Source organism: Maribacter litopenaei (assembly GCF_025244665.1).
Taxonomy (GTDB): domain Bacteria; phylum Bacteroidota; class Bacteroidia; order Flavobacteriales; family Flavobacteriaceae; genus Maribacter; species Maribacter litopenaei.
Map to the genome: position 1 here is coordinate 2,800,701 of NZ_CP104205.1, position 26,044 is coordinate 2,826,744.

Annotated in this window: 26 protein-coding genes and 5 pseudogenes; 8 read left to right on the plus strand and 23 right to left on the minus strand. The window is 41.1% G+C overall.

What is annotated here, in order from left to right:
- The first annotated feature begins 9 nt into the window (after positions 1-9).
- The 5 genes from NYZ99_RS15065 (at position 10) to NYZ99_RS15085 (ending at position 5,405) form a co-directional block, all read left to right on the plus strand.
- Entirely contained in the window at positions 10-1,476 is a 1,467-nt protein-coding gene (locus tag NYZ99_RS15065; protein ID WP_260572055.1) for a DUF1501 domain-containing protein, read from the plus strand.
- A 13-nt stretch (positions 1,477-1,489) separates the two neighbouring features.
- Positions 1,490-2,542, plus strand: coding sequence for an NHL repeat-containing protein (locus NYZ99_RS15070; RefSeq protein WP_260572057.1), 1,053 nt, complete (start codon positions 1,490-1,492; stop codon positions 2,540-2,542).
- 14 nt (positions 2,543-2,556) lie between these two features.
- On the plus strand, positions 2,557-2,862 hold the full coding sequence (locus NYZ99_RS15075) for a DUF2231 domain-containing protein (protein WP_260572058.1): 306 nt from the start codon (positions 2,557-2,559) through the stop codon (positions 2,860-2,862).
- A 58-nt stretch (positions 2,863-2,920) separates the two neighbouring features.
- Positions 2,921-3,922 (plus strand): c-type cytochrome domain-containing protein, encoded by a 1,002-nt coding sequence (locus NYZ99_RS15080; RefSeq protein WP_260572059.1) that lies wholly within the window; start codon positions 2,921-2,923, stop codon positions 3,920-3,922.
- Between the two features lie 259 nt (positions 3,923-4,181).
- Positions 4,182-5,405, plus strand: coding sequence for a site-specific integrase (locus tag NYZ99_RS15085; RefSeq protein WP_260572060.1), 1,224 nt, complete (start codon positions 4,182-4,184; stop codon positions 5,403-5,405).
- Positions 5,406-5,829: 424 nt separating this feature from the next.
- Here NYZ99_RS15085 and NYZ99_RS15090 read toward each other — a convergent pair whose 3' ends face one another.
- The 4 genes from NYZ99_RS15090 to NYZ99_RS15105 form a co-directional block, all read right to left on the minus strand.
- Positions 5,830-6,204 carry a hypothetical protein gene (locus tag NYZ99_RS15090; RefSeq protein WP_260572063.1) on the minus strand — a complete coding sequence of 125 codons (375 nt, stop codon included), beginning with the start codon at positions 6,202-6,204 and terminating at the stop codon, positions 5,830-5,832.
- Between the two features lie 183 nt (positions 6,205-6,387).
- Positions 6,388-6,723: a hypothetical protein gene (locus tag NYZ99_RS15095; protein WP_260572066.1), complete on the minus strand. Its 336-nt coding sequence runs from the start codon at positions 6,721-6,723 to the stop codon at positions 6,388-6,390.
- Positions 6,724-6,765: 42 nt separating this feature from the next.
- The gene (locus tag NYZ99_RS15100) at positions 6,766-7,410 is read right to left on the minus strand and encodes a DUF1593 domain-containing protein (protein ID WP_260572068.1); all 645 of its coding nucleotides are present in this window, start codon (positions 7,408-7,410) and stop codon (positions 6,766-6,768) included.
- Positions 7,411-7,629: 219 nt separating this feature from the next.
- On the minus strand, positions 7,630-8,634 hold the full coding sequence (locus NYZ99_RS15105) for an SMP-30/gluconolactonase/LRE family protein (RefSeq protein WP_260572072.1): 1,005 nt from the start codon (positions 8,632-8,634) through the stop codon (positions 7,630-7,632).
- A gap of 297 nt (positions 8,635-8,931) precedes the next feature.
- Here NYZ99_RS15105 and NYZ99_RS15110 point away from each other — a divergent pair, with 297 nt between their 5' ends.
- The 3 genes and pseudogenes from NYZ99_RS15110 to NYZ99_RS15120 all read left to right on the plus strand — a co-directional run bounded on the left by NYZ99_RS15110 (position 8,932) and on the right by NYZ99_RS15120 (position 11,761).
- Positions 8,932-10,203: a DUF1593 domain-containing protein gene (locus NYZ99_RS15110; protein ID WP_260572075.1), complete on the plus strand. Its 1,272-nt coding sequence runs from the start codon at positions 8,932-8,934 to the stop codon at positions 10,201-10,203.
- Positions 10,204-10,347: 144 nt separating this feature from the next.
- A pseudogene (locus NYZ99_RS15115) lies at positions 10,348-10,550 on the plus strand (hypothetical protein).
- 17 nt (positions 10,551-10,567) lie between these two features.
- Positions 10,568-11,761, plus strand: coding sequence for an esterase (locus NYZ99_RS15120; protein ID WP_260572078.1), 1,194 nt, complete (start codon positions 10,568-10,570; stop codon positions 11,759-11,761).
- A gap of 110 nt (positions 11,762-11,871) precedes the next feature.
- Here NYZ99_RS15120 and NYZ99_RS15125 read toward each other — a convergent pair whose 3' ends face one another.
- From NYZ99_RS15125 to NYZ99_RS15210, 19 genes and pseudogenes are all read right to left on the minus strand, one after another.
- Complete coding sequence (locus NYZ99_RS15125; protein WP_260572081.1) at positions 11,872-13,365, minus strand: DUF1593 domain-containing protein; 1,494 nt, start codon at positions 13,363-13,365, stop codon at positions 11,872-11,874.
- A gap of 11 nt (positions 13,366-13,376) precedes the next feature.
- The gene (locus tag NYZ99_RS15130; RefSeq protein WP_260572083.1) at positions 13,377-14,552 is read right to left on the minus strand and encodes an alpha/beta hydrolase-fold protein; all 1,176 of its coding nucleotides are present in this window, start codon (positions 14,550-14,552) and stop codon (positions 13,377-13,379) included.
- 10 nt (positions 14,553-14,562) lie between these two features.
- Positions 14,563-15,318, minus strand: a complete 756-nt coding sequence (locus tag NYZ99_RS15135) for an FGGY-family carbohydrate kinase (protein ID WP_338039458.1) — start codon at positions 15,316-15,318, stop codon at positions 14,563-14,565.
- 27 nt (positions 15,319-15,345) lie between these two features.
- Positions 15,346-16,017 (minus strand): annotated as a pseudogene (locus tag NYZ99_RS15140) (FGGY family carbohydrate kinase); the annotation flags it as partial.
- Positions 16,018-16,019: 2 nt separating this feature from the next.
- Positions 16,020-16,823: an ABC transporter permease gene (locus NYZ99_RS15145; protein WP_420845133.1), complete on the minus strand. Its 804-nt coding sequence runs from the start codon at positions 16,821-16,823 to the stop codon at positions 16,020-16,022.
- A gap of 164 nt (positions 16,824-16,987) precedes the next feature.
- Positions 16,988-17,350 carry an ATP-binding cassette domain-containing protein gene (locus NYZ99_RS15150; RefSeq protein WP_420845134.1) on the minus strand — a complete coding sequence of 121 codons (363 nt, stop codon included), beginning with the start codon at positions 17,348-17,350 and terminating at the stop codon, positions 16,988-16,990.
- A gap of 16 nt (positions 17,351-17,366) precedes the next feature.
- The gene (locus NYZ99_RS15155) at positions 17,367-17,738 is read right to left on the minus strand and encodes an ATP-binding cassette domain-containing protein (RefSeq protein WP_260572089.1); all 372 of its coding nucleotides are present in this window, start codon (positions 17,736-17,738) and stop codon (positions 17,367-17,369) included.
- A complete protein-coding gene (locus tag NYZ99_RS15160; protein ID WP_260572091.1) occupies positions 17,716-18,477 on the minus strand; it encodes an ATP-binding cassette domain-containing protein in 762 nt (253 codons plus the stop codon). The genes NYZ99_RS15155 and NYZ99_RS15160 overlap by 23 nt, the downstream gene beginning before the upstream one ends.
- Positions 18,477-19,045 (minus strand): annotated as a pseudogene (locus NYZ99_RS15165) (DUF2291 family protein). Before NYZ99_RS15165 ends, NYZ99_RS15160 begins: the two are co-directional and overlap by 1 nt.
- Positions 19,046-19,112: 67 nt before the next feature.
- Positions 19,113-20,051: a D-ribose ABC transporter substrate-binding protein gene (locus tag NYZ99_RS15170; protein WP_260572096.1), complete on the minus strand. Its 939-nt coding sequence runs from the start codon at positions 20,049-20,051 to the stop codon at positions 19,113-19,115.
- A 7-nt stretch (positions 20,052-20,058) separates the two neighbouring features.
- Positions 20,059-20,514: a PKD domain-containing protein gene (locus tag NYZ99_RS15175; protein ID WP_260572099.1), complete on the minus strand. Its 456-nt coding sequence runs from the start codon at positions 20,512-20,514 to the stop codon at positions 20,059-20,061.
- Between the two features lie 18 nt (positions 20,515-20,532).
- Positions 20,533-21,504, minus strand: a pseudogene (locus NYZ99_RS15180) (DUF1593 domain-containing protein).
- Between the two features lie 7 nt (positions 21,505-21,511).
- The gene (locus NYZ99_RS15185) at positions 21,512-21,937 is read right to left on the minus strand and encodes a PKD domain-containing protein (RefSeq protein ID WP_260572102.1); all 426 of its coding nucleotides are present in this window, start codon (positions 21,935-21,937) and stop codon (positions 21,512-21,514) included.
- A gap of 172 nt (positions 21,938-22,109) precedes the next feature.
- A complete protein-coding gene (locus NYZ99_RS22150) occupies positions 22,110-22,178 on the minus strand; it encodes a hypothetical protein (protein WP_338039460.1) in 69 nt (22 codons plus the stop codon).
- A gap of 67 nt (positions 22,179-22,245) precedes the next feature.
- Positions 22,246-23,004: pseudogene (locus NYZ99_RS15190) on the minus strand (DUF1593 domain-containing protein); the annotation flags it as partial.
- The gene (locus NYZ99_RS15195; protein ID WP_338039461.1) at positions 22,949-23,758 is read right to left on the minus strand and encodes a transketolase family protein; all 810 of its coding nucleotides are present in this window, start codon (positions 23,756-23,758) and stop codon (positions 22,949-22,951) included. The pseudogene NYZ99_RS15190 and the gene NYZ99_RS15195, both read right to left, overlap by 56 nt.
- On the minus strand, positions 23,644-23,919 hold the full coding sequence (locus NYZ99_RS15200; protein ID WP_260572107.1) for a transketolase family protein: 276 nt from the start codon (positions 23,917-23,919) through the stop codon (positions 23,644-23,646). Before NYZ99_RS15200 ends, NYZ99_RS15195 begins: the two co-directional genes overlap by 115 nt.
- A gap of 6 nt (positions 23,920-23,925) precedes the next feature.
- Positions 23,926-24,750 (minus strand): transketolase, encoded by an 825-nt coding sequence (locus NYZ99_RS15205; RefSeq protein WP_260572110.1) that lies wholly within the window; start codon positions 24,748-24,750, stop codon positions 23,926-23,928.
- Positions 24,751-24,756: 6 nt separating this feature from the next.
- Positions 24,757-26,040, minus strand: a complete 1,284-nt coding sequence (locus NYZ99_RS15210) for an L-fucose/L-arabinose isomerase family protein (RefSeq protein WP_260572112.1) — start codon at positions 26,038-26,040, stop codon at positions 24,757-24,759.
- Positions 26,041-26,044: the final 4 nt, after the last annotated feature.

Genomic DNA, 26,044 nt, shown 5'->3' on the forward strand with positions numbered 1-26,044 from the left:
CAAAAACCTATGTGCAACAATCACAATAAAAATTATTCAAGAAGGGATTTTTTGACCAAGACATCTTTAGGCATGGGCGCACTTAGCCTTGGTTCACTAATGGATTCCTCATTGCTTTTTGGAAATACCCCAAAAACACTACAAAAAGATTTCGCAAACGGCGGAGGGGTTTTGGGTCAGCCTCATTTTGCACCAAAGGCCAAGAGGATTATTTACCTTTTTCAGAGTGGGGCTCCATCCCAATTAGATTTATTTGATTACAAACCACTCTTAAATAAAATGCAAGGCCAAGATTTGCCGGAAAGTGTGCATGGGGGACAACGATTGACCGGAATGACATCCGGGCAAGCCTCTCTACCTTTGGCAGGTACTTTGTCAACATTCAATCAATTTGGTGGCAGTGGTGCTTGGATGACGGATTTAATGCCGCATACTTCCAAAATAGTGGACGATCTATGTTTCATAAAATCTATGTATACGGAAGCTATCAATCACGACCCGGCCATTACCTTTATACAAACAGGATCCCAATTACCCGGAAGGCCGTCTATGGGCTCTTGGCTAAGCTATGGTCTTGGTACCGACAACAAAAATCTACCTGAATTTGTTGTGCTGGTAACAAAAGGAAAAACAGGAGGTCAGCCCTTGTATTCAAGACTATGGGGAAATGGATTCTTGCCTTCTCAGCATCAAGGAGTTCAATTTAGGGCGGGAAAAGACCCTGTACTATATTTAACCAATCCACCTGGAGTAGATTCACAAGGAAGAAGGGAGCAGTTAGATTATCTTCAAAAGTTGGAGCAATTAAACCAAAAGGACATCGGAGATCCAGAAATATTGGCAAGAATGGCTCAGTATGAAATGGCCTTTAGAATGCAAACCTCGGTTCCGGAAATTATGGACACATCGGACGAACCAGATTATATTTATTCCATGTATGGCGATGACAGTAAAATTCCCGGAACTTTTGCTGCCAATGCACTTCCGGCAAGGCGGTTGGCCGAAAGAGATGTGAAATTCATACAATTATATCACCAAGGGTGGGATCAACATGGAAATTTGCCCAGTGCCCTTAAAAGACAGTGTAAAGATACCGATCAGGCAACGGCCGCACTTATAACAGACTTGAAACAAAGGGGAATGCTTGAGGACACCTTGGTCATATGGGGTGGTGAATTTGGACGGATCAATTACTCACAAGGTCAGTTGACAGAGACGAATTTTGGCAGGGACCATCATGGTAAATGCTTTACAATTTTTATGGCTGGCGCTGGAATTAAAGGGGGAATGACCTTGGGTGCCACAGATGATTTTGGTTTTAATATCACGCAACGGCCCGTTCATATTCATGATTTTCAGGCCACTGTAATGCATTTATTGGGAATTGACCATGAACGCCTAACATTTAAATTTCAAGGAAGAAGATATCGCCTTACGGACGTTCACGGTGAAATTGTTAAAGAAATTTTGGCCTAAAATAAATCGGTACATGAAAAATAAGAGAAGAGTATTTATAAAAAATACGCTTGCAGCCACAACTGCAAGTATGATAATACCTAAGGAGACTTTCGGTATTTTAAAACCTAAAAAATATATGGACGGTATTGTTGGACATGGTGATTTTACCTATAAAGTGGATAAGGAGTGGGGAGTACAAGACCCATCTAAAGTACCTATTAATGATTGCCATGAAATGGTAATGGACAACCAAGGAAGAATATTGATGACGACTACCGGTGCAAACAATGATAATATCATCGTTTATGATACGTCCGGAAAAGTTTTAAAATCTTGGGGAAGGGAATTTCCAGGGGCCCATGGTCTTTCCATCATGGGAGAAGGAAGCGACCAATTTTTATTTATAACAGACCCGGAAACACATAAAGTTCATAAAACAACATTGGATGGCCAAATTTTAATGACATTGGAGAGACCTCGGGAAGTATCCGGTTACCAAAGTGATGAACAGTTTAAACCGACCGAAACCACCATTTTACCCAATGGTGAGTTCTTTGTAGCAGATGGCTACGGGCAAAATTATATCATCCACTACAACGAGAAAGGGGAATATTTAAATCATTTTGGGGGGAGCGGAGAAGATTCCGATAAGTTTAATTGTTGCCATGGTATCACCCTTGATACAAGAGATGCCACCAACCCGACACTTTTGATTACTTCACGTGCAAGTCAAGAGTTCAAAAGGTTTTCTTTGGATGGAGAACATTTGGAAAGTACTAAATTACCGGGGTGTTCCATTTGCAGGCCAGTTATTCATGGAAATAATATCTATTTTGCGGTAATTGTAACAAAAACTTGGGATTCCTGGGACGGTATGCTGGCCGTACTGGATGCAGATAATAAAGTAGTTTCTTTTCCGGGTGGTAGCGCACCTGAGTATTTAAACAATGTCCTCGTCGAACCTAAATATGACGGGACTACCTTCAGGAATCCGCACGACGTCCTAATCGATTCCGATGGTAATCTGTATGTTCCACAATGGGCATCGGGAAAAACATATCCCATTAAACTCCACAGGGTTTAAATCAAATATTATAAATGACGCTGTTCCTATCCTCAGACTTTACCTATTTTTTAGGTCGGTTTCATCCCGTTTTGGTCCACTTGCCCATCGGATTTCTGTTGTTGGCCATTTTTATGGAATGGTACCAACGACTCAAAGGAAGGAAAATTGATCCATTAATTGGGTACGCATGGTTATTGGGGAGTGTTGGAGGTTTAGCCTCCATTATTTACGGATGGTGGTTAGGGGAAACAGGACTATATCTCGGAAGAAGATTTGTTTTTTCATCGTTGGCTTGGAGTATCATTAGTGCTATTGGCATTTATTGGTTGGAGGCTTAAAAAAAATTGGAAACACTCTTCGACTTGGCTTCAGTCTACTGTAAACATACTTGTCCTTTTGGTTATTTTTATAGAGGGACATTTGGGAGGCACCCTTACCCATGAATCGGATTACCTTTTGGAATATGCTCCACCTTTCATCAAAAACAAGCTAACGGAAAAGAATGAATTTAGTAAAATCGATTTTTCCAGTCGGGATTCCATATTGGTTTATAAAGATTTATTAGAACCTATACTTCAGGAAAAATGTTGGGCATGCCACAATGCCGATGTCCAAAGGGGAGAATTGAATATGCAACATCCCGATTCATTGCTCATAGGAGGTGAATCCGGGTCAATTCTAATTGCTGGGAATTCTACCAAAAGTGAACTTTTTAGCAGGGTTACACTTTCGCAAAAGAGCCAAAAATATATGCCCCCTGTCGGGGAGCCCCTAACCTATTCGGAAATTCAACTATTGGATTGGTGGATTACAAATGGCGCAGATTTCAAAATGAAAATTGAAGAAGGAAATACGTCAGAGCCTATAAAATCAATACTTTCAAAAACATATGGAATCGATACCTCACCCGGACCTTGGTACGAATCGGTAAAAATCAAGCCAGCGGATTCTTTAGATATTGCAAAACTAATAGATAACGGGTTTTTGGTAAAAAAACTTGGAGAAGATAATAACCTGTTAGATATAGAGTATAACGAACAAAATCTTACCGAAGAAAAAATCAAATTGTTATTGAACGTGGCTAATCATATTACCTGGCTATCACTGGCACAAAGTAATATATCGGATAACCAAGCCAATTATATTTCCCAATTCCCTAACCTCACAAGGCTGCAATTAGAAAAAACCTATCTTACCGATGCAGGTATTAAGCAGATTTCGATGCTAGAGCATTTAGAAAGTATTAATCTATATGCGACCGGTGTTTCGGAAAAATGCCTGGAAGACCTGTCCAAGTTTCCAAACTTAAAACGCATTTATCTTTGGAATACATCGGCAGATAAAAACATAGTACAGGAGTTCAAAGTTAAAAACCCCGAAATGGAAATAATTTTCTAGAAAAATCAGGAAAATACATCTCTTTGTTCAAGTAAAAACAAAAAACCCGTACTACGTTAAGTACGGGTTTTTTTAATTCGTGGGCCCTACTGGATTCGAACCAGTGACCCCCTGCTTGTAAGACTGTTGAATTATGGTTTTATTTGGCTCCATAAATTTTTATATTACTGTATAACAACCACTTATAAAATATAATATTTCAAATAATACCGAATAAAACCTATATTTGTTTATAAATAGTTTATAAATTTTAAAACAGATGCTAACCACCAAGGTTCTACTTAATAAAGTTAGACAAAAAAAAGATGGAACCTATCCTCTAGTTATCAGGATAACTTACGACCGTAAAACCACCTATCTTCCTCTTGGAATAAATATGACAGATAAAGACTTTGATGCAAAGAATCAAAGAATAAAATCTTCAAGTAAAGTTACATCGAATGTTACCCGACTAAATAATGCTATTCAAGAAAAAATTAAAAAGGTATATGATACAGTTACTTTACTAGAACAAGAGGGAAGGGCTGAAGTTATATCTATGCCTTCTCTTAAAAAAGAAATACAAGGCAAAGGTAGGAACGATATCGATTTTTTTGCATTTACTGACCAAGTAATATCCGATTTAAAAACGGCAAGAAAGTTTGGCAACGCAGGAGTGTATAGAGATTTGAGAAATTGGATTGTTAGGTCATATGGAGAAAAACCTTTACCCTTTAGGCAAATAGATTATACATTTCTTAAAAAATTAGAGACCAAGCATTATGCCGAGGGAAATACGGCTGGGGGATTAAGCGTTTCTATGAGGACACTTCGTGCTGTATATAAAAGGGCTATCAAATCTGGAATAATCAATGAAAAGTACAATCCCTTTAGAGATTATGCCATAAAAAGCGGTACCCCAAAAAGAATGTTTTTAAACGAAGAACAACTGAATATTCTGAAAACTGCTGAATTTAAAGAAAATGTGCTTACAAAGGCAAGAGACCTATATCTAGTTTCATTTTACCTAAGAGGCATGAACTGGATGGATATGTCTTTATTAAAAGGCCGGGATATTCAAGGAGACTTAGATCGAATTACTTACATAAGAGCCAAGACAAGAAATAAATTATTTTCCATTAAAATTGTTCCAGCCTTGAAGGAACTGTTGAAAAAATACAATGAGGTCGATTTTGATAAAGATTCTTTCGTTTTACCCATTTTGCCAAATAAAAAAATGAGTCCCAACCAATTGTATGAAGCAGTGAAAAATAAAAGGAAGAGACAAAATGGGTATTTAAAACGTATTTCCAAAGTACTCGACCTTCCTCATTTCACAATCTATAGTGCACGACATACGTATGCAAATATTCTAAAAAGAAGTGGTGCACCAAGCAATATCATACAAGACAGTCTTGGCCACACGACTGAAGCAATGACTCAGGCCTATTTAAATTCATTTGAGACTAGCATAATAGATGAATTTGACTCCAAGATAATGTGAGACACAAAAGTCAAATGATTTTACCAAAATAGTACTTTATAAAATGAGCAGATGGTTTTAATAAAAAATCCACATCACCAATTATAGCATTTCAAATAATTTGTCATATTCTAAAGGTCTCGGACACATTAATTAAATGTAATTAAAGATGGTTTGATTTTGAAAAATCCAACTTTCACTCTTTAAAAATATAGCAGGGAACTGGCAACTCAGGTAATCTGTTAATTCAACTTATTGTCAGGAAAATTTAAATTATGTCATATTGAATAAAAGAGGTATGTAGGTAATGTTTAGTTAATAAATTAGAATCTGGACTGAGAATAGCGTACCAAGGATATAACATTTTAAGAATTAAAATTCATCCTATGACAATAACTATGATACGTTATGATAAATTCTCGAAGATTAATCTACCAACTAATGATTATCCAACGGTAATAATGTATTGTGCAAAACGTGTCATAGGTCTAGAAGCGTCATCCTTAACTTCTAGATTTATTACAAACACGTCGCCTTTCTTTGCGTCGTTGGGTACGACAAACTGTGTTTTCCAACCATTTTCAGAGGAAACTGCAAGGCCTTTCCCTTTTCCGTCCTTATAGGTGCAGGAAATAGCAGGAATCCACCATTTCGCCGTGAGATTGTCCCCGTCCGGGTCAACTGCTTTACCTGAAATTTCAACTGTTCGTCCAGGCTTTGCACTTAGTTCCAGATTGTCCTTGTTTACAATTGGAGCATGATTACAGTCTTCCGGCTCTTTTATCGCCCAATCAGCTCTTGCCGCTAATTCTTCCCACATTATGATAGTATAATGGTCACCCACACTGGTATCCTGCGATTGAGCATTTTCTCTAAATATATACTGACTTGTTCTATGAGTAACATCTGAACGCAGTCCAATATCTATATAAGAAGCGCAGCCAAATTGACAAATACTCCAATCATAAGGTTTAAAGTCGACACGCTTAAAATCTTTAAGGCTTTACGATTCCCAGCCTAGTTCTGCCGATTTTGCCCAATCCATGTAGGTAATAAGACCATAATTGTAAATAATAGGTTCGCCATAAATGGCACGACCTTCACCCATCAACTGGATTTCCTCCGGTAGCTTGCCATGCCCCTTTTTATATGCATCAAGAATAAAATCTGCATGTAGATATGGTTGCAATTTTTCATTAGCTCGCCTGTCTGAGTTATAACTGGCCGCAAAGAAGGAACCGTAGCTAAAAAATCCAGTTCCATATCCTAGGTCTTGCAAACCGGGGAACATCTCATCAATATTACTATCAGCGCGACAATTGTCCTCCCCGCTTCCCATGAAGCGAACTTTGGATATGACTTTTGCTAGAACAGTTTCCCATTACGGAGTGCCATGATACTTTTCGTAAATTGAGTAAAGCGCTCGAACTGTAGTATTAATTCCACCCCAATGTTGAATATGGAGTGGTCGCATATCATCATCCATAATGAGATCCATAATCAATTTAGAGCCTTCGGTCTCGAAACGGTAGTCCCCTTCAAATTCAATATTACCTACTTTAGATATACTTCGGATGTATTCGGGAGTCGGGAAATTGGGATTATTTTTACTCATCATTTGATAATCGATCTCATAATAATCCACTATTCTGTCAAGCCACGTAGGATCAACAGGACGGTATTCCGTAAGATCGGCTGCACTTTCCACACGATGTTCGCAATGCTGGGCGTTACACCGGTAATTTGGAGTAATCTCACCCAGTGTATGCTGCCCATTGTCCCCGTTAAAATGATACATACCTGAAGTCCAAACAATTCCAGCAAGGTCATATTGGTCAGAATACATTAGGCTTAAAATAAGACCATTCATATCATCTGCTTCTAAATCGGTTGTTATTATAATTCTAGCCTGTTTACTTTTATCCACCTTCAAAGCCAAATTATCGGGTTGAATTTGTTGTTGCCCTTGTACATTTAAATTGAACATTCCAACCACGATAATTAAAAACCTAAATACACGTTTCATTTTATTTATTTTTAATAATAATAATTAAAACAAACATATATAATAAATATTCATAAATAATAATAAATAATAAAAATTATATATTTCTTGTTTTCAATACTTCAATGGATTACTGGTTTTGTTGTGGTATTTTAAATAACGAGAACCGTTCTAAACTTTTGAATTTAGATTTGTAGTGGCACCTAACAATCTCCAAGCTCTATTTGAGGTAAATATGACTTAAAAATTTACTGGAAGCCCTTCGTTCTTCAACTCCATCGAAACCAATTTACCAGTTGCACCGAGTGTGATATAAGCTTTTTTGAAAAAAAATGAAATGCTCGTGGTCAGGAAATCACCAGTGGCAATATGCCCTAAAATTTGTCCTTGGGGAGAGATTATAGTAATCCCTCCATTTATCAAGGTAGCCACGTAAATATTGCCTTTGATATCAAGCGACAAAGAATCAAACATTTGATTTCCAGGTAAACCAACTATCAATTTTTTGGATTCTAGTTTAAGTTTCCCGGTATCCTTTATCTCATAACTATAGAGCCTACCTGTGGTGGTCTCGGCATAGTATAAATACTTTTCGTCGGGCGATAACCCAATACCATTAGGAGATTCGAGATTATCGGCCTGCAAACTAATGTAACTTCCATCCGGTTTGGCGTAATAAATGGCCCCATGTTCTTTATATTCTGAAAAATACTTTCCTTGATCAGTGAACCACATTCCACCCTTTTTATCGAAAACAATATCGTTTGGAGCGCTTAACCTTCGCCCATTACAGTGGGTGTAAACCGTTTCCGTTTCTTTGGTCTCCAAATGAACCCTTTGAATAGAACCATGCTTATAATCGTCAGCCGCTTCACCCGGTATCAACATATTTACTCTTTCTATCCATTTTAAGCCCCCATTATTACATATATAAACCGCTCTGTCCGGTCCTATGGCAGCCCCATTGGGACCTCCGCCGAGCTTGGCAACTTCGGTCACAACTCCATCAGGAGAAATATTGGTCAAAGTACCACGCGCCATTTCCACCACCAATACACTACCATCGGACAAAGGAATTGGCCCCTCCGGAAACTGTAGTTGACTTGCTATTTCATGATTGGAAGTGGCTACTTCATTCTCAACATATACGTCGTTTTTTATGCGCTTACATGAGAATATCGAAAGTAAAACAAAAAATATCAAAGTTGAATTAATATAGTTCACGATGTGCAGTGGATAGCTCATATTTATAAGGTTTTATTCAATTCGTAAGCACCATTTATGATTTAAAATAATTATTATTATTTTCTTTTATTATCTTTTTTTTGTCTTAATGGAGATTAATTACTAATATTACAAAATTAAAGTAACTTTAATGATACATTTAAAAAATAATACAAAGTTATTTGGGAATAAGGAAATATTTGGTCGTTATCCTTTTTGACCTTAAAAATACGAGGTGCTTCTTACCTATTCAAAAAGTTGATTTCCTCTAAGAGCATGAAAAATTAATCGAAATACTTAATAACGATAGAATACACAATGAGAAAATTAGTTTATTTGATATACACGGTGGTATTGGCCACAATGGTGTCTTGTCAGCCTTCTGACTCCACGAATACAAATAAGGAAGGATCCAACGAAACCCTCAAGCCTAGAACCATAGTAACTGCGGATCCTGAATTGGATGATAACAATTCTATGATTCGTTTTCTTTTGCACGCAACAGATTATCAAATTGATGGGCTTGTCTATACAAGCAGTCGCTTTCACTGGAAGGGAGATGGAAAAGGAACCACCCAATTTATCGAGGGTAGTGAATATGATCATTTGGGATTAGGTCCTCAGACATCATGGCGGTATACACAGGAAGAACGTTTTATAGATGATATTCTAGATGCCTACGAAAAAAGCTACAAGAACCTTAAGGTACATGATCCCGAATATCCAACCCCTGAATACCTACGTTCTATAACGGTACAAGGTAATGTTGAGTTTGAAGGGGATTACTCTTACGATACCGAAGGTTCTAACCTTATTAAAAAGAATATACTGGATGATGGAGCAGGACCTTTATTTCTTCAAGCTTGGGGTGGATCCTCTTCAATTGCCGCCGCATTAAGGTCTATTGAAGACGATTATAAAAACACACCCAAATGGGATAGTATTTATAAAAAAGTCAGTAAAAAGATTGTGTTAGCACTTTCTGGTGACCAAGACAATGCCTACAATAAGTATATCGCAGTGAATTGGCCCGATGCCTATGTTGAAAATACTCGTGGGGGTATGGGCGTCTATGACAATAGTGAATATGATTTTTTGACTTCGCCGGAATGGACTGAAAAGAATTTGAAGCTAGGCCCCATAGGGGATTTGGTTAGAACGTGGGGTGACGGGAAACAGATGGTACCTGGTGATGTTATGGACTATATTGGTATGTATAATGGTCAATCAGTTCAGGAATTGGCCGACATTGGCTATATTGTTTGGAGATCTCCGGAGCCCATTGGAACCCTCTACGGTGATGGGGACAGTTTTTGCTTTTATAACCTTATTGATAATGGTCTGCGTGCATGGGAAGATCCCACGTGGGGCGGTTGGACAGGGCGGTGGGATCCTAAATCCGATACCCCTCGATCAGGTCATCCAGGTTATATGAGTGCAGACATTATGATGCTCCACAATAGGGTCGTAGAAGCAGCTAAATCCGGAGAATCGGTAAATCTTGCTGCCTTAATGGGGAATCGAATTCCTGAATCGAATACTGAAGCCCAAACATTTCCAAATATGTATCCGAGAAAGGAACTTTTCTGAAGCCGCAAGAATGAAATGGTCGGTGACCCCAAATTATGAAGATGCCAACCATTACCCAAATATCACAGGTCCTTGAGTCTTAAGGCAAAACCTGGTGAGCAAGTGATCATTGATGCTAGTGTCACCGATCCTGACGGGGATGAGGTGGATATTAAATGGTGGTATTTTCCCGTGGGAACCTATCAAGGGGATAGTCTCTCAGTGGATAATCCCAAGAAAACTAAGACTACCTTTACCATACCCCGAATGCCAAGCCTGGTGAAACTATCCACCTTGTTTTACAAGCGGCAGATCAAGGTGCACCTTCACTGATTAGATATTTACGTACCGTTATAACCATTCAATAATTAAAAATATTTTTAATATGAAGAAAATAGTTTTTTTGACCCTTTTTGCTTTAGGTACTTTGTTTGCCAAAGCACAACAGAATTTATTTGGAGCACAGGACATAGAGTCCGCGGTGGTACATCCGGACAATACGGTGACATTCCGTTTCGTTGCCCCGGATGCAAAAAAAGTGGAAGTAGCTGGAGATTTTGCCGAAAAAGCCGAGGAGAATCCTGTTGGAGGAGTAGTTGGAACTGGACTTCTACCCATGACGAAAGACGAAAACGGTGTTTGGACACTGACCACTAAGCCATTGGCATCTGAAATGTATATGTACCTTTTTGTGGTAGATGGGGTTGCCACAGCCGACCCAAACAATCCATACGTTTTTCGAGATTTTGCTACCATTAGCAATGTTTTTGTGGTTGGTAATGGGTTAGGTGATAATTATTTGGTAAACGATGTACCTCATGGTACGGTTTCTCATCCTTGGTATCCATCAAAAAAGTCGGGCAAAGAGAGAAGATTGACCGTATATACTCCACCAGGTTATGAAAAGGGTAAAGACAAATATCCAGTACTTTATTTATTGCATGGCTACGGGGGTGACGAAGGCGAATGGAGTTCATTTGGTAGGGCTACCCAAATTTTGGACAATTTAATTGGTAAAGGTGAAGCAAAACCCATGATCATGGTCATGCCAAATGGGCATATGGCCATGGAGGCGGCACCCGGTGAGAGCACTATGGGATTCTATAAACCCAGCAGTGAAAAGGATAGGGCTGATGAACCTGGGGACTTTGAAATTGGCTTTAAAGAGATCATCGATTTTGTTGAAGCTAATTATCGAGTTATTCCTGATAAAGCCCATCGAGCCATCGCTGGTTTGTCAATGGGTGGGTTTCACACTGTCCATATATCTCGGATTTATGAGGACACTTTTGATTATATTGGAGTCTTTTCATCCACAGGAAGTTTAAGACGTGTTTCCGCCGAAGGTATTTATAAAGAATATAAGAAAGGGCTGAAAAAACAAAAGGAAAATGGATTTGAATTATATTGGATAGCCATTGGAACCGACGACTTTCTGTTTGATTCGAACATTGATTTTAGAAAAACATTGGATGATGTTGGCTTGGAATACACCTATGTGGAAACCGATGGCGGACATGTGTGGAAGGTATGGAGAAAATACCTGACCTGGTTTACCCCAATGTTGTTCAAGCACTGACATCTTTCTCATATAATAAAGGCTATCCGAAAGAACAATTCTTTTTGATAGCCTTTTTTTATTCTAACGTATTTCGAAGTGGAATTTTACCAAGTAAATTTGACTGACCTTTATTTGATGGTGATTATTACCCGTTGATACCTGGTCAAAGATGGGAATCCAGCATCACTACCCTCAACAATTACATGGTATTCTTCACCAGTTTTAGCAGTTTTTGGCAATTGTACTGTGGTAACCCCTTCTTTGGTTTCTACAGTGGCAGCGCCATCTCCGGCTTCGGCATAAGGCCAAATGTTGAACCAAACTCCATGACCATCAGGATCGGTAAATGTAGGATTCAAGGTTACTTCTTCTCCAGCAGCCGCTATAATCGAAGTTCCTTCAGTTACATTGATTACCGGGGCATGGTTGGCCTCTTCGAATGACTTTACGGCCCAATCGGCTCGTGCAGCAAAATCCAATTGCATGGCCTTGATCCATCGGGTCTGTGGATAGCTGGTATCCATCTCACCTGTTTCTGGATTTAAGTCAGATGCGGCCTCCCCATCTTCATATCGGTACGGATTTTCGGCTGATTGCTCAAAACGGCCACTCCACCCGCCGCGAGAAGGATCCTCGTAATTGACCAACCCAACATTGACCAAATGCAAAAAAGCTGGGGAATCACCTTCGGAAATGAAATCATATTTTGAAAAACTGCCCCGTTCCGTATTTACGATTTTTGAAATATCACCCTCAAAATGGTTGGGGTCGCCTTCCTGTTTCTGTCCGTCGCCATAGGAGTAGTATTTTTCAAAAAGCGATTCGTGGTCATTGATGATATTCGGGCCCATAAAACTACCCTCTAAATAGGGTTGCTGACTTTTGGGCACAACCCTTTTCCAAGGATAGGCAAAGCACCAAAACTGATTGGCATTATAAAAAACCCGTATCTCCGGCCAATTGGGATCTATGTATTTTTTGTAGGTCGCATCTTGGTCCATGATTGTATAAATAATGGCCTTTTTAGAAACTTTTGCCTTGATTTCCTTCCAATTGCGTTTTTTGGAATAATCTTCTTCAATTGACTTTAGAGCGCGGGCAATCGTATTGGTGCCACCCCAAGCCTGAAGAAAGATTTCACGCGGATCATCGTCCAATAATTTTTGGGCGATCCATTCCGATCCATTGGTTCGTGTAGCCATTTCGCCCTCAAAATCGATATTGCCCACTTTTACCAGTTGCAACAATGCCTCAGCGGAGGGATAGCGCTCATCGTGCAACATCAGTTTGGGGTGAATTTTGGCATATTCCGCCAACAATTCTTGGATCCAATTGGTTCCCGGCCACCGTAAATCCGTAACGTTTTCCCCATAGATCCTACGGGTCATTTCCATTTCAGAGGTAAACGGTGTTCCTTTACCATCTCCTTTCCAATGCCACATGGAGCTGGAATATACCAATCCTTCCGTATCAAATTCATTGGAATACATGAGGTAACGAATAAAGGTATCCACATCATCAATTTCGCCATCGGTGGTAACAATGGTTCGCTTGGGTTGGTCCTGTGCCGTGATTTGTGCAACCGCAAAGGTGAAAAGGAGCAATAGTATCCAGTTTTTCATTTTCTTGATTTTTATTTAAACAATTGTGGGGCAATTTCCTTTAGGTACAAGCGCCAGGACTGCCAATCGTGTGTACCCTTGTTTTCGCGATAGGTGTATTGAAAATCGATGGAATCGTATAACTCGCGCAGTTTTACCCCGGTTTCATACAAAAAGTCATTGGTTCCCATTCCGATCCAATACATTTTCGGGTTGGCTTTTTTCAGTGCTTCCAATTGTGCAACATGGGCCGCTTTGTCATAATTACCTCCGGTACTGGCATTGAAAGACGAAAACAGTCCCATACTCATAACTCCGATGTATTTGAACATTTCCGGATTTGCATTGGTGATGTTACGGGTCTGATACCCTCCCATGGAAAATCCGGAAACGGCCCTATTTTCCGGCGTTGCCTTTACACGGAAATTCTTTTCGATATAAGGAACAATGTCGTTCACTAAACTTTTTTCAAATCGTTGCGAGGCCATGGAGCCAATTCCGGACTCGGTTTGTACAACCGGATTTCTGCTCAAAGGTGCCGCAGGGGTATCGGGATTACCATTGGGCATCACCACTATCATAGGCTCTACTTTTCCCTCGGCAATCAGATTGTCCAAAATAAAGTTGGTGCGGCCTCTGCTCAACCAACATTCTTCGTCACCACCGCCACCGTGTAGCAAGTACAGCACAGGATAGCTTTTGTCGCTTTTTTCATAGCCCGGAGGTAGGTATATGTGCATACGCCGATTACTGTTCAAGGTAGGGGAATCATACCAAATCGATTGAACGGTGCCATGCGGTACCTCATTGGACAAATAGACTGATGCACCTTCACCCGGAATTTTAAGCATGTTCATGATCCATGCCCCATCACGGGTGACCATTTTATTGTTGGGATCTAATGCAGAAACACCATCAACCACGTATTCATATTCATAAACATCTGAGGGTAACGGCCCAACTTTAGCTTCAAAAATGCTATCGTTCTTGACCATTTGAATGCGTTGGGTGGGATCCCAGGATCCCCAAACCACTAAATTTTGTGCATCAGGCGCTTTAATTCGAAACTTTACTGAGTTATCCTCCAAGATTTCCAATGGCTTGTAATTTGGCACTGAGCGTTGAGCCCTACCTAAAAACCCATAAAAGGATATGGCGATGAGAAAGACAATTTGGCTATTCATCAGCTTGGGTTGTTCTAAATTCATATGAATTAGTTTATTGGTGTTGTTTTACACGTGCCAACCACGAATTATATCTTGTATTAAGCGATGTTACCGCCTCAGAGGTATCTAATGGAATGGTAGTTCTTAGTTCGGATATATGTTCCAAATCCCTAAATGTTCCGTCCGTAAGACCAGCTAAGTAAGCTGCTCCTTGTGCCGATATATCACTATTATCCTGTAAGGTAATATGGACGTGCAATAAATGCTCCAAGGTTTGCCTTATGTACTTATTTTTGGAAAGTCCCCCATGCATAGCTAATTGCGGTACAGCATGTCCCAAATCTCCTTCCATAGCATCTATTACCGCTTTTATTTGAAAACAGATTGCATCTAAAGTTGCCGCCACTAAATGTTCGTTTTTTGTGCCGAACGTGATACCATGGAAACTGGCCTTTCGATCCATCTGCCAAAATGGGGCTCCTAGCCCACTAAATGCAGGGATTAGCAACACCTCGCAATCATGGGCCACTTTACGTGCCATTTCTTCTGTTTCCTCAACATTGGCTATAATATTTAGACCTTTTAGCCATTCTATCATTGAGCCACAGGATACAATAGCGCCTTCCCAGGCATATGCCACAGTATTACCCACACTCCAACCAATTGTGGTCAACAACCCATTTTTGGAGGGCAATGGAGTGTCACCTAAATGCATGAGCAGGGAGCATCCTGTGCCCAAGGTCATCTTGGTATCCCCTTTTTTAAAACATGCCTCACCGAACATCGCCGCATGGGAATCACCAATCATTGCGGTAATCGGGACCTTATTAGGTATAAGACCGAATACATCGGTACTCCCATAAGTGTGGGAGGACGATTTAATCTCTGGAAATTTCAAGGCATCCAATTGCCAGGTCTCCAAAATTTCACTATCCCACTGCAATTCGTGAATATTAAATAAAAGGGTTCTAGAAGCATTCGTATGATCCGTTAAAAATTGTTCACCATTGGTCAATTGATACAATAACCAAGTGTCCACAGTACCAAAAAAAATATCCCCTTGGGTAATTTTCGATGCTATTTCCGGTTCATTCTCCATTATCCGAGAGAAGCTTACTTGCAGAAAAATAAGGATCCATCAATAGTCCTGTTTTTTTTCTCAACCAATCATTTTAGTCCTCAGCTTTTCGCACAATGAAGTTGATCTTTTACAGGCCCAAACTACAGCGGGATAGACCGGTTTACCATCGCCATCCCAAAGAACGAAGGTCTCTCTCTGGTTGCTAATACCTATGGATGTTATTCTTGTCGCATCAATATCCTCTAAAAGTTGACGGCATGCGGTCTCAACGCTGCTGATTATATGCATTGGATTTTGCTCGACCCTGCCATCCGGAAAATACTCAGTCCTTAAATCCGCTACGGCCCTTTTAACTACCTTTCCTTCACTGTTGAATAAAATTGCCTTGGTACTGCTTGTACCTTGATCGATAGCTAGGAGGTACATAATTATTCCTTGTTAGTTTTGTCCATTATTACCGCCAATAAAATAACTGCTCCTTTGACCACCTGTTGCCAAAAGGGACTTACGTTCAATAGAACCAGGCCATTGTTCAGTACACCAATTATCAAAGCGCCCAAAACGGTACCCAAAATAGTTCCCTTACCACCGCTTAATGACGTCCCGCCAATGACCACTGCCGCTATGGCATCCAGTTCATAACTCAATCCGGCATTGGGTTGTGCACTATCCAATCTTGATGTCAGCATAAGCCCACCTATCGCTGCCGTTATACCGGAAATTGTGTAGACGATAATTTTTACGCGTTTGGTATTGATACCGGATAAAAGGGCAGCATTCTCATTACCCCCGATAGCGTAGATATAGCGTCCCGCAGCTGTTTTATTCGTCATAAATACGGCCAACAGTACCACTACCAAGGTTATCCACACGGGAAAGGGCACCCCAAGGAACCAACCTGTTCCTATAAATCCAAAACTCTCACTCAAACCATTTATTGGAAAACCACCGGTATACAACATCGTGAATCCTCTTGCCATGGTCAACATGGCTAGGGTCACAACGAAGGCGGGTGCCTTGAATTTTGTAATGGCAAACCCATTGAACCATCCTAATATGCCACCTACCAAGATGGCCGCCAAAATACCTCCTAAAAGTGTAAAACCTATATTAATGCCTTCAGAGGGAATATCGATACCAAATTTTAAAAGTCCAGCTCCAACGGCACCGGCAAAAGCCAAAATGGAACCCACTGACAGGTCGATACCTTTGGTTAAAATAACCAAGGTCATGCCCACTGAAATACATATATTAATAGATATTTGACGTAAAATATTCCAGCCATTATCGACTGTCAAAAAATTCTCTGACAGTAAACTTATAGCAATACACATTATGAAAAGTGCTATAAGGGGTTGGAATTTGGTTAACCTTTCTTTCGTTATCGTTGCTATCATTAGACTATTGCTGCTTTAAGTATATTTTGTTCGTTAGCTTCGTTAATTGAAAACTCCCCTGTTAGGTGTCCCGAACTGAGTACCAAGATCCGATGACTGACCGCAAGAATTTCCGGTAACTCTGAGGATACCATAATAACACTCATCCCTTGAGAAGCTAACTGGTTTATTAATTTGTGGATTTCACTCTTGGCATTGACATCAATTCCCCTTGTGGGTTCATCCAAAATCAAGATTTTTGGATTCGTCGCCAACCATTTGCCCAAAATAACCTTCTGCTGGTTTCCGCCGCTCAAGTTCTTAATGAGCTGTAAATCGGAATCTGTTTTTATTCTGAGCCCTTCAATATATTTTTTTGCCAAAGCCCTCTCCTTTTTTTTAACTATGACTCCCCTTTTCGACATCGAATTTACGGTGGTCAGTCCAATATTTTTTCTGACATCCGCGACCTGGAATGATACCATCACGCTTTCTATTCTCCGTGACCAAAGCCATGCCCGCCTTTATTGAATCTAGGGGGGACTTCAATTTCAAAGGTTTTCCATCAATTTTCACCTCCCCGGAAACGTCTTTAGGGTGTAGTCCAAAAATTGTTTCCAAAAGTTCGATCCTTCCTGCGCCCATTAAGCCAAACACCCCGAGTACCTCTCCTTTTTTTAAATGAAAAGAAATACCTGTAGAATTTTCAAATTCCGGTATTTTCAACCCGTCTACCTCCAACACCTTTTCATGATTGTTCTCTCGGTACATCTTCATTATGCCGATGCAACTTAACTTCCCGGCCCGCCATCATTTTAATTAAGTCGTCCTCCTTCACCCCTTGAATTGGGCCCGCCCCTATAAATTGTCCATCTCGTAATACCACATAATCATCGCACATGGTAAATATTTCATTCATTTTGTGCGAGATGTATGCAATTGCCTTCCCTTCTTTTGTAAGCTCTTTGATAATATTGAACAAAATTTCAGCTTCCGAATCCGATACCGCCGAGGTGGGTTCATCCATGATCAAGACTTTCGTATCAAGCAGTAATGCCTTAGCAATTTCCAACAGTTGTTGTTCCCCTACCTTAAGGTCCTTTACCTTTGTATTGGGATCGACTCTCAATTGCACCTTTTCCAAAAGAACCTTTGCTCTACGTTGCATTTCCCTCTCATCCAAAAAACCCAGTAGCGTTTTTATTTCCCTCCCGAGAAAAATGTTCTCTACGACAGTTAGTTGGGGCAATAAGTTGAGTTCTTGGTGAATGATCGAAATTCCTGCATCCTGGGCATCTCTAGTATTTTTGAAAACTACTTTTTCACCGTCCATATACAAATCACCTTCATAGTCGAGATGCACCCCGCTCAAAATCTTCATTAAAGTCGATTTGCCCGCACCGTTCTCCCCTATTATACTGGTGACCTTGCCAGCCTTTAAGTGCAATTGCACGTCCTTTAATGCAGTAACACCTGCGAAACGCTTGGTTATATTCTTGGCCTCCAGCATTATTGTATTCGGATTTGTATAGGTTGTATTTCAATTTGGGAGAAAGAGGGAAACTTTTTATTCATTTCCACGGCTCCAATTATAACCACCGAGTCACCTAATTTTACGGTTTCTAGGAATGGGGGTATCATCTCGTTTCTGACAATTTCATTTAAGGCAGCGGCAAGGGCGTTTAAATCCGAAGTATTCGGAACTCCTTATTATCTATCAACCCTGAAGCATCGCGAATAGCATTGCCATAGATAAATTCGGTTTGGAGATGCGCATCGATATTGTTTCTGTCCACCAACAGGACTTCATTTTCATTTATCTCGCTAACGATCCCTGAAGTGCTAATTAGAAAATAACCCACGTCCCCCAAAGCGATTGCGTTCGACCATTTCTGAAAGGCCGTATCACTATCTATTTTCAATTGTGCCACAAGTTCGTTCAACGGAATGGCATTATCGTAGTTGTTTGGTAAAACGGATTTTAACAAATTTTCAGCGTACTCTTCAGCATCGAAGGTGGTCTGTTCCCCTAAAGGGTCTCCAATAGGACGAATAGTAATGGAAAAGTATCCCAACAATAGGACTAGGAAAACCCGTGAAAATATATTTTGTAAATTTCATCGGTATAAATTAAATGAAGTTTCTTTATTCACCGTAGGCCGCATAATTACTGACATTTTTAGCTGTAACAAGCTCGACGGCAACCGGTATTTTTTGAGCAAAATCACGTTTTCCCTTAATATATTGATCGGCAAATATAGCGGCACGTTCCGCCATAACCTTTGGAAATTGCATTCCTGTTGCCGCTATTTTTCCTTCCTGAATGGCATCAACCACATCATCAGCTCCATCAAATCCAAAGACTTTCACCGAATCAGCCATTCCAGCCCCTACCAAAGCTTGATATGCTCCCATCGCCATGGAGTCATTTCCACAAAATACGGCTTGAATATCCGGGTTTGCCTGGATAATACTTTCCATCACTTCCAATGCCTTGCTACGATCAAAATCCGCATTTTGTTGCGCTACCATTTTTAACCCTGGATAATTGTCCACTACGGAATGAAACCCATTGGAACGGGCCCAAGTGTTATTATCACCAACAAGGCCCAACAGTTCGACATAATTCCCTTTTTTATTTAGCTGCTTTGCAAAATAGGCCCCTATGGACACACTACCTGAATAGCTATCCGATAATATTTGTGAGGTCGCCGCATCCGATGAGTTAATTTCCCTATCCATACAAAAAACGGGTATGCCCGCATTTTTAGCTCTTTTTACATTGACGATACTTCCATCTGCATCCGTTGGATTAAACAGTATGGCATCAAAACCGGAAACAATGGCATTATCGAAATGGTCTGCCTCCAAGGCAGTATTGTTCTGAGAATCGAATATTTTTGTTTCATAACCCAATTCCTGGGCTTTTGAAGCGGCCTCCTCCCCCAAAAAAACGAACCATGGATTATTCAAGGTCGAAATGATGACCGCTATTTTCTTTTTACTATTTTCCTGGGTTTTCTCTGAACGGTTACACGCCACTAATACTAGAATGCAAAAACTAGCAAAGAATAAGTTCTTCATACGCATATTATTCTGGAATTACATTAACGATCACTCTTTGATATCTTGTTAAACTGGGGCTGCCAGTATCGGTTACTTGAAGTATTACATGTATGGTTTCAACCTTATCAGTAGCGGGAGCCTCAAAACTTACCGAATGGGTATCCGCATTTTGTAACTCTATTACACCTCGACGACCTACATTCATCGTTCCTACCTCATTATAAACAAACCACTTGTAGGTTAAAACATCGCCATCAGGGTCGGTAGAAGCTTGTCCGCTTAAAGTAACGGTTTCTCCGGAATGAACTAATATTTCATTTTCATGATTCAATTTAGCTACAGGGGGATGATTAGCATCTTCATATTTGGGGGAATTGCTCCAATCGATACGAGCGGCAAAATCGTGTTGATAGGCTTCTCTCCACCGCCATATAGTAGCGTGATTGCTGGTATGATAGGATTGTGTTTGTTCGCTATACACTTCATCAACCGTATTGGTTCATATAGGTCTGCTCTCCTCCTGATACATATACTTTTTATATGGAGGAATGTATAGCTCGTACCTACCACCCCAGCTGCCGTAGTTTGGATGTTCCGGATGGCTTAATCCATTATTGACCAAACCAAGAAAGGAAGGGGTATCGCCTTCCATAAGGTATTCGGTATGAGGATGTTCAGCACCTAAGGGGCCGTGGTTTTTACGTATATGTTTATCTAACCAAGGATTGTCTACAATTGAAAAATCAGGACCATTGAATCGTCCATGGAATTTATCCCCGGAAATACCGGACTATGTTGCATAATGATATTGTCCGCCACCATTTTCTTCGAATCCTGGACTCACAATGTAGAAGATACCGGGAAAATTCTTTCTAATCCATGGCCCTGAATCGTCTTGGTCCGAGATGGTATATACTCTTATTTTTTTAATGATACCAGCTAACTCATTAGCTGTTTTGGTTCGCTGCATTTTCCAAAGTGCCTGTGCCAAAACATTGGCCCCGCCCCAAGCTTGGATATAAACCGGACGGTCATCTTCACTTTCGAGCACTTTTATCAACCACTCCGAACCTTCCGAATCTTGTCCTTCACCTACTCCTTCCATACCAAACTTTGGAATTCCAATTTTCACAACACTTCTTAGATAGTCGTAGGTAGGGTAACCACTTTCATGAATCTCGAGATTTTCTCTGACCTTGGCGTATGCGTCGATAATTTCATGAATACGCCACTCCGCCGTTTTATCCCGTTGCCAGCACGAGGTTGTCGCTACGATACCTTCAACATCCCACATATTACTATAGGTTAAAAATCGTACCAAGGATTGGGCATCGTCGGGTTCGTTTTCAATGTCGGTTAGCACGAATACCCTAGGTTTCTCACTAAAGTATTGGGCTTCCGTAAAATCATTCGATAGTAAGCACAGGAGTGAAATTATTAGGGTTCTACCTTGATTTATCCTTCGGGACATACTAGGGCTATTTAGGAACTATATTCACTATAACCCTTTTGTATCGAGACAGGGCTGGTGTACCCTTATCCGTTACCTTGAGGATGAAATGTGCTGTCTCGGGTTTGCTCACTTCGGGTGCCTTGATGGTGTGAACGAAATATAAATTGTCCGAAAGCCCATGGGTTATTTCCTTATTATAGCTCCCCACCTCCGGATACTGAAACCAAAAATAGCTTAAACCATCACCATCAGGATCGGTAGTGCCACTGGCATCCAATCCGAATATTTCACCGGATTTCACCGTTATTTCGTCGTCATGTCCAAGGGCCGGTACTGGTGGATGGTTAGCCTCTTCAAAGGATTGGGTACACCAATCCATACGTGCGGCGAAGTCATTTTGAAAATCGTCCCTCCAGCGCCATAATGTGACCTTGTTGTCCGTAAATGTCAAGGTGTCCTTTCTTACCGCTCTTCCAAATTCATTTGGAATTATTGGACTATATGTATCATCAACGTTGATTCATATTGGTCCGGTTTCCTGCCCAATGGGAACACCTCCTGCACGTCCTTGTGGTACCGAATCCGGTCTGTATAGTTCATAACGGCCACCCCATGCACCCCAATCAGGCTTTTCTCGGATTGTTAAGTCCGTTGGGAATTACCGAAAGCCAAGATGGCGTATCCCCTTCCATACCATAGGCTACATCTCGGATACATGGCACCTAAAGGTCCATGGTTTTGCTGAATATTTTCGGTTATCCAAGAATTGCTAATGGTCGTATTATCAATTCCCTGCACAGGTCGATTTATGGCTATCCATGTGGCACCAAAATATCCTCCTGGGCTTACGATATAAAAGAGTTCAGGAAACTCTTTCCGTATCCATGCCGCACTATCGTCCTGGTCTGAAATGGTATAGACCCGCATTTTGGAAATTAACCTACTGGCCTCTCTTTTGCTTTTGGTATCCCTGATTTTCCATAGCGCTTGCGCCAAGGTGTTTGGACCTCCCCAAACAGAAATGTACACCGGTCTATCGTCCTTTTCCTCTAAAACTTTTATGATCCAATCCGACCCTTCGGAATCCTTTCCTTTGCCCACACCTTCCATGCCATACACCGGTAGGCCTTGTTTGACCAAATCCAATAAAACTTGAGCTTCGGGAAAACCTTCTTCGTGTTTGAGCAAATTGGGTTGTACTTTCCCATAAGCATTGATTATTGATTTAAGGGTTTCAGGGACAACCTTGTTTTTTTGATGTACGGAGGTAGTTGCCACTATTCCTTCAATATCGATTTCATTGGAATACAATAATAATCTAACCAAAGTTTGGGCATCGTCCGGATCTGCCTCGATATCCGTTAGCACCAATAGTCGATGGCTTTGGGAAAAGAGTGTTATCGTTCCGGATAGAAGACATATTAAAAAAAGTGAGAATTTGATCAGTGATTTCATAATGATTTTAGTTATTAAGTAAGTCGGTAGCACTTTGGAATATTCCGTCTTCCGATATACCATAATGACGGAAAATATCACCTTGTGATCCTGTTACGGTGTATTCATCGGGAATGGCCATAATTCTGAATGGATTATGGTAGCCCTTTTGGAACAAATGGGAGGCACATGCCTCTCCCAAGCCCCCATAGATCATATGTTCTTCCACGGTAATGATCGGACGCCCGTTTTTGGCTAATTGCTCGAGTAATTCGGTATCCAATGGTTTTATGGTATGCATACTTACTACCGTAGCTTCCAATCCCAATTTCTCTTGGAGCTTTTGGGCTGCCAACAAGGCGGGATAGACCGTCTCACCGTTCGCAATAATGGCCAAATCCGTCCCTTCCCGAACGATTCTTCCTTTACCAAAGGCAAAGGTTTTATCAGCATCTCCCAAGTAGGGCATATCCTTTTTTCCGAACCTTAAATACAATGGTTTTTCATGGGCAATAGCCGCTTTTACCGCCTGCTCGGTTTCAAAGTTATCTGCCGGGGCGACTATGGTAATATTATTAATCGCACGTAGCGCAGCAAAATCATGCAAACTGTGATGAGTGGTTCCCAAGGCTCCATAGCTCACTCCCGCACTGATGGCAACCAATTTTACGGGATTATCGGAATAACAGACATCATTCTTGATCTGTTCCAGTGCCCTGGCACTTAAGAAACAGGCAGGGGAAACTGCAAAAGCCTTTTTCCTGCGGATGCGAGTCCGGCGGCGACACCCACCAGATTCTGTTCGGCAATACCTACTTCGACTATCTGTTTTGGGAATTTTTCCGCAAAGGGCACCAACTTTCCCGACCCCCTAGAGTCACTTGTGACGACAATAAGGTCTCTGTCCGTTTCGGCAAGTTTCATCAAAGTATTTGAGAAGGTGACCTGATTGGCAATGCCCATTTTTAAATCCTTTTCCTCTATTTTATCTAATTCCATGTAAATCTAGATTAATGCCTCAGCTTGCGACAGTTCATTTTGGGCCAACTCATATTGTTCAGGACTTGGAACCCCATGGTGCCATTGCAGGTTACCTTCCATATAGCTAATTCCTTTTCCCTTAATCGTGTGTGCGATAATGAAATTTGGCTTTCCTTTTTCAAAAGGACCGTTGTTCAGTACTTTTTCCAAGGCCAGTACATCATGCCCGTCTACCTCTTGAACGGACCAACCAAAGGCTTCCAATTTGTCCTTGACGGAATCCGTATTCATTACTTCTTGATTGGAACCTGTAATTTGCTGCTTGTTATAGTCCAAGATAGCGTAAAGGTTGTCCAGTTTATAATGTGCGGCCGCCAAAAAAGCTTCCCAGTTGGATCCTTCAGGCAGTTCGCCGTCTCCCATGAGGGTGAAGGTACGATGCGATTTTTCATCCAACTTGGCGGCGATGGCCTCGCCTACGCAAATGGGCAATCCATGCCCTAAGGCACCCGTGTTTTGCTCTACACCATGTACCTTTTTGGTGGGGTGGCCGATATAATGCGACTGATAGCTGCATAACTCATCCAAATCAGACATTGGAAAAAAGCCACGGTCCGCCAAGGTTACGAATAGGGCCTCTACACAATGGCCCTTACTTTGGATATATCGATCACGGTTTGGATTCTTAAAATCTTTAGGGTCGACGTTTAACACGCGGTTATATAATACATTTAATATATCGGTACAGGAAAGACTCCCGCCCGTATGGCCAGCTTTCGCTTTATAGATATACTTTAAAAGCGTCTTTCGTATGTATACCGATTTTAATTTTAATTCTTTGTCCGTCATTCGCTGTTATTTGTGGTTGTAAACTTCCCAACCCATATAGTTGCCCAAAGCTTCTTCCAATACCGCTCCGGTTTTGGAAGCATTCATGACCACATGATGTTCAAACCCGTTTCTGCAGACGTAGTTCATCAATCCCTGTAGGTCGTTTATCTTGGCAACGGCCCTATTGCCAAAGGTTTTCAGAGGGTCGTCCGTAAGTTCGCCCTCCCCAATGTAGGCCTTTATAATTCCCTTGGGGTCGTCCGTACTGATTCTTCCGTAGGTCAAAGGATTGGCCGGTGTTCTTCCATCCAAGGCACCATAGGTATTTTCCACCCCAACAGAATTCCCTAGAATAGGGGCATTGCTGATTTCAATATCCGGAAGGAAGGATTTGGCCCAGTTACCACAATGGAACAACACACATTTATTGGGGTCATCCGCATAATTGTTGTTCCAATCCACCAAGGCACTTGGAGCGCCGGATGCCAATTGCATGGCATACATGCTCAAAGTTCCGGTAACGTCCACCTCGCACGCCGAAGGAAGCATGTTTTCGCTCATAATACTCATGCTAGTACATACGTTACAGCCAAAATTCTGCTGTAGCGATGTCCAACATTGTATGGCGGTAGCATCCAAGGCGTACTCCTCTACGAACTGATTGAGGACCACATCCAACTTGGCCATTTGGATCATGGCCGCATCAGGTGTTTTTCCCTTTGGGGCATAGGAATTGATAGCTTCCGGATGTTGTTTTACGGCAGCATCGTCCTTTGTCAATTTATCCGCCTTCCCCAGTATTTCGGATAGGTGCACCGTGGTTACCGTAATACCGTTTCTTTGAAGTATCTTTTCAGAATAGCGCACCGTGTTAAAGGCTCCTGGACGGGCACCCACGGCACCAATACGAACATTCCGTAATCCTTTGACCACCCTACAAACCGCTACAAAATCCAAAAGGTCTTTTTGGAAGGCTTCCTCGGCAGGGGACATTACATGCCCACTCGTTAGCGAGTATTTTATACCATATTGATACAGGTTGTTGCAGACCGATATTTTTCCGCACCAAGAATCACGTCTGTTTACAACGTTCATTTTGGAAAGTTCATCAGGATAGGCCTGTACCAAGACCGGTACATTTAGGTTGGCTAATTTTAAAGTATCGGCCACCCCTCTTTCATCCCCAAAATTGGGTAATAAAACCAGAATACCTCCAATTTCATCCCTGTGCTTTTTGAACAGGTCGGCACATTTCTGTGAGTCCTTATAGACCTCTACACCGCCCAATTTGGTATCGGTCGTTTCCAATAAA